The organism is Rhodococcus sp. CX, assembly GCF_015865005.1.
In the GTDB taxonomy this organism is placed as follows: Bacteria; Actinomycetota; Actinomycetes; order Mycobacteriales; family Mycobacteriaceae; genus Rhodococcus.
Map to the genome: position 1 here is coordinate 1 of NZ_JADZGH010000172.1, position 4,127 is coordinate 4,127.

Consider the following 4,127-nt stretch of genomic DNA (forward strand, 5'->3'; position numbering starts at 1 on the left):
GTCCCGGTGGGGGGTCAGGTGGAGGGGGTGAGCGGAACGAGGGCCTTGCCGGTGGCGGCGCCGTCGAGCATCCCGACGAAGGCGTCCCATGCACCGGCGATGCCGCCGGAGAATTCGGTGTGGACGGGCCGGATCCGTCCGGTCCGGACGAGCCCGGCCATCTCGTCCTCGAACTGCTCGCGTGCGTCGAGATGGTCGGCCAGCAGGAAGCCTTCCATCCGGGCGCGGCGCCAGATCAGTTTCAGGAGATTGCTCGGACCGGGCACGGGTGCGGCGGAGTTGTAGACACTGATCATCCCGCACAGGGCGATGCGGGCGTGGTCGGCGAGCACCCGGATGGCCGCTTCCAGCTGTTCTCCTCCGACGTTGTCGAAGTAGACGTCGAGAGCCGTGGCCCCGACTTCGGCCATCGCGGTACGCAGCAGGTCCTTCGCCGGCCCGTCGTGGTGGTCGAAGGCCGCGTCCGCTCCGAGTTCCTTTGTGAGCGCGACTTTCTCCGGCGATCCGGCACTCGCGATCACCACGGCGCCGCGCTGTTTCGCCAACTGGACGGCGGTGGACCCGACCGCGCCGGCCGCGGACGACACGAACACCACGTCGCCGTCTCGGACCTGCGCGATCCGGTCGATCCCCACCCAGGCCGTCATCCCCGGGATACCGAGGACACTCAGGTGAAGAGCCGCGGGCAGGTCGTCGTGCCGGAGCCTGCGGCAGTCGGTCACGTCGACGAGACTTTCCGTGCGCCAACCGTATTCGTGGAGAACGAGCGAGCCCACCGGCAGCTCCGGCCGATCCGAGCGGGACACGACGCCGACCGTCGGCGCGAGCATGGGCGCATCGAGCTCGTACGGTTCGGCGTAGGAAGCCCCTCCCCCCATCCGGCCCCGCATGTAGGGCTCGACGGACATGACGAGATTCCGCACGCGGACCTGCCCGGGAGCAGGTTCGCCGAGAGTCGTCTCGACCAGTTCGACGTCGGTGGCGCGGGGGCGCCCGTTCGGACGTGCCCGAAGGACCCACTCGCGCCGGAGGAGTTCGGTGTCGACGGTGTCGGTCACGGCAATGCCTGTTCTCTCCACGATGCGGACGGCGGGGTCATCCTGCGAGGCCGGCGGTGACCTGTTCGACGAGGTCGCGGCGCACGAGTTTGCCGGTCGGGGTACGAGGCAGATCGTCGACGAACACCACGTCGTCGGGAGTCCTCGAGCCGCGCAGGCGCTCGCGGCACCACGTCCGGATCGCGTCGGCGTCGTCGTGGGCGTCCGCCGCCGGGACGATCACCGCGCAGATCCGTTCACCCCACTCGTCGTCGGGGGTGCCGATCACGGCCACCTCCCGCACCTGGGGATGACGCGCCAGCACGTCCTCGATCTCGGCCGGCGCGATGTTCTCACCACCACGGATGATGGTGTCGTCCGCGCGGCCACCGATGTAGAGATAGCCGTCCTCGATCCGGGCGCGGTCCCGGGTGGGGAACCAACCGTCCGCGTCGAGCACCGAACCGTTACCCATGTACTCGCCGCTGACCTGCGCTCCGCGCACCCACAGCAGGCCCGTCTCCCCCTCGGGCAGTACGCGATCGCCGTCCTCCGAACGGATCTGCGCCTCGATACCGGGCACGATCCGGCCGGTCGAGGCGAGCCGGCCGCGCAGTTCCGGATTCGCGAAGGCCTCCCGATGGTCCTCGGGGCCGAGGACCGCGATCGTCGAACTGGTTTCGGTCAGGCCGTAGGCGTTGACGAATCCGGTGTCGCCGAACGCCGCGAGAGCACGTTCGAGGACCGGTTGGGGCATCCGTGCGCCGCCGTAGGCGAGCGACCCGAGCGTGGGGACGTCGGCGGGCGCGCCGTCGAGGTGGTCGACGATGCGGGCGAGCATCGTGGGCACCACCATGGCGCTGGTGACCCCCTCCGTCCGGACGAGGTCGAGCCATCCCTGCGGCGTGAAATCGGGCAGGTAGACCATGCGGCGACCCGAGTAGACGTTGCTCAGGACGGCCCCGAGGCCTGCGATGTGATACGGCGGGGTGCTCACCAGGGTCGCGTGTTCCTCTGCCGCGGAACCGAATTCGACGGTGTTGAGGAGGTACGACAGAAGGTGCCGGTGACGGAGCAGCACGCCCTTCGGAGCCGAGGTGGTACCGGAGGTGAACAGCACGATCGCCGTGCCCTCGTCCTCCGAGCGATCGGCCTCCAACGGCTCCGTCGCGTTCGCCAGTCCGAGAAATTCGTCCGTCGAGACGATGCGGCTCGCGCATCCGTCGAGTTTGGTCACGTACTCGGCGTCCGCCACGACCACCGGATCGTCGAGTCGGTCGATCAGTTCGAGCAATTGCGGGGCCGGAAGCCGGTAGTTCAAGGGAGCCAGGGGGATTCCGGCGCGCCCCGCTGCGAACATCAGCGTGGGGAGCACCGGACTGTTGACGCCGACGAAGACGACGTGGCGGGCTCCGAGCTCGGCGAGCAGGCCCGCACCGCGCGAAGCGAGTTCGTCGAGTTGCCGATAGGTCGTGCCGTTCGCCCGCGGACCCAGAGCGATCCGATCGGGGGTGGCGGCAGACGCCATGTCGAGGACCATCCCGATGCCCATATGACCACCTGTCTGTAGATGCCGTTGCCGTACGAGAGAAGAGACGAGTCGACCGGTGGTCCCGATTCGTCGGAATGCGAAATCACCGATGCGCGCCGGTCGAAAAACCGTGTGACCCACACCATAGCAATTATGCCTATATTTGTGAAGGTATCTGACGATCTTTTCCGATATGGCCTGTGACCTGCGAAAACAACCCGACATGCTCACGCACCCGCAGCCATGACATACTTGACGCCACAACTGAACAGCCACCCGAACCGCGGCGGGAGAGTCCCGCACAGCAGCGGGCGCCGAAGGAGCAACCTCCCCGGGAATCTCTCAGGCCCCCAGACCGCCGTGGCGAGGCTCCTCTGGAAAGCAACCCGTCCGGGTTCACCGAAGGTGTAAGCGGATCACGTCCGCGAAAGCTCTCAGGTCAATGACAGAGCGGGGAAACGACATCACCCGCTGGTGCCGCAGTGCACCCTGGCCTGAGGAATACGTGTGACCGTTTCCCTCGGCGCGCCGCCGCGCGCCCAAGTTTCCGCCGCGCCGCCGCGCGCCCAAGTTTCCGCCGCGCCGCCGCGCGCCCAGCTTCCCGCTCCCGCTCCCCGATCCGCGCCCTCCCGCGACCGGCGATTCGGCGTCGTCGCCATCGTCCTGTCCGCCACGGCGATGGGCGCGGCCGGTCTGTTCGGACGCATGGCCACGCCCGACGGCGCGGTGCTCGGTGAGGCCCTGACCTTCGGGCGCATGGCGGTGGGCGCGGTGGGCATGCTGGTGCTGCTCGCGTTCACCCGTCGTCTCGGGCAAGTGCGGCGAGTCCGCCTGTCCGCGTCGGTCGTCGCAGGTGGGGTCTTCCTCGGCCTGTCGCTGGCCACCTACCTGTCCGCGACCGTCCTGACCGACCTGTCCCGGGCCGTCGTGTTGCACTATCTCGGACCGGTCGTCGCGACCGTCCTCGCCCGCGTGGTGTTGAAGGAATCGATCACGCGCCTCGACGCGTTGTCACTCGGCGCGGCGTTCGTCGGCATGCTGTTCGCGGCCGGTTTCATCGGCGGGACTTCCGGCGGTGGCGAGCAGGAGACGCTGGGGACCGTGCTCGGGGTCGCGTCGGGGATCTTCTACGGCGCCGCCCTGCTGTGCTACCGCTACCGGAGCGACATGCCGTCCGACGTCCGGTGCTTCTGGAACTTCGCCTTCGGCGCGATCGCGACCGCGGCGATGGTCGTGGTGACGCGGCCCGATCTGTCGGGCATGACGGCGAGCAACTGGGCTTGGGCGGCGGGGTTCTTCGTCGTCTGCGGTCTGTTCGCCCTGGGGTTGCTGGTGGTCGCCGGTAAGCACCTGCGTGCCGCCGAGCTCTCGGGTCTGTCCTATCTCGAAGTGGTGGTGGCCCTGACGATCGGCGTGCTGGCATTCGGCGAGGCCGCGTCCACCCTGGCCGTGTTCGGTTCGGCGCTGATCCTGGTGGCGATGGCGCTGCCGCTGCTCGCCCGGCGATAACCCCTCGTGCGTGGTTTCGGTAGCACCCGCTACCGAAACCACGCACGAGC

Annotated in this window: 3 protein-coding genes and 1 riboswitch; of the genes, 1 reads left to right on the forward strand and 2 read right to left on the reverse strand. The window is 68.6% G+C overall.

Annotated elements, in window-relative coordinates:
• Positions 1 to 14: 14 nt before the first annotated feature.
• Both I0Q12_RS34940 and I0Q12_RS18235 read right to left on the reverse strand, forming a co-directional pair.
• Entirely contained in the window at positions 15 to 1,058 is a 1,044-nt protein-coding gene (locus tag I0Q12_RS34940) for an NADP-dependent oxidoreductase (protein ID WP_197253289.1), read from the reverse strand.
• Between the two features lie 37 nt (positions 1,059 to 1,095).
• On the reverse strand, positions 1,096 to 2,589 hold the full coding sequence (locus I0Q12_RS18235) for a class I adenylate-forming enzyme family protein (protein ID WP_197253290.1): 1,494 nt from the start codon (positions 2,587 to 2,589) through the stop codon (positions 1,096 to 1,098).
• Positions 2,590 to 2,845: 256 nt separating this feature from the next.
• Positions 2,846 to 2,936: riboswitch (glycine riboswitch) on the forward strand.
• 139 nt (positions 2,937 to 3,075) lie between these two features.
• On the opposite strand from I0Q12_RS18235, the gene I0Q12_RS18240 reads away from it, so the two are divergent.
• Positions 3,076 to 4,077, forward strand: coding sequence for a DMT family transporter (locus I0Q12_RS18240; RefSeq protein WP_197253291.1), 1,002 nt, complete (start codon positions 3,076 to 3,078; stop codon positions 4,075 to 4,077).
• Positions 4,078 to 4,127 lie beyond the last annotated feature (50 nt).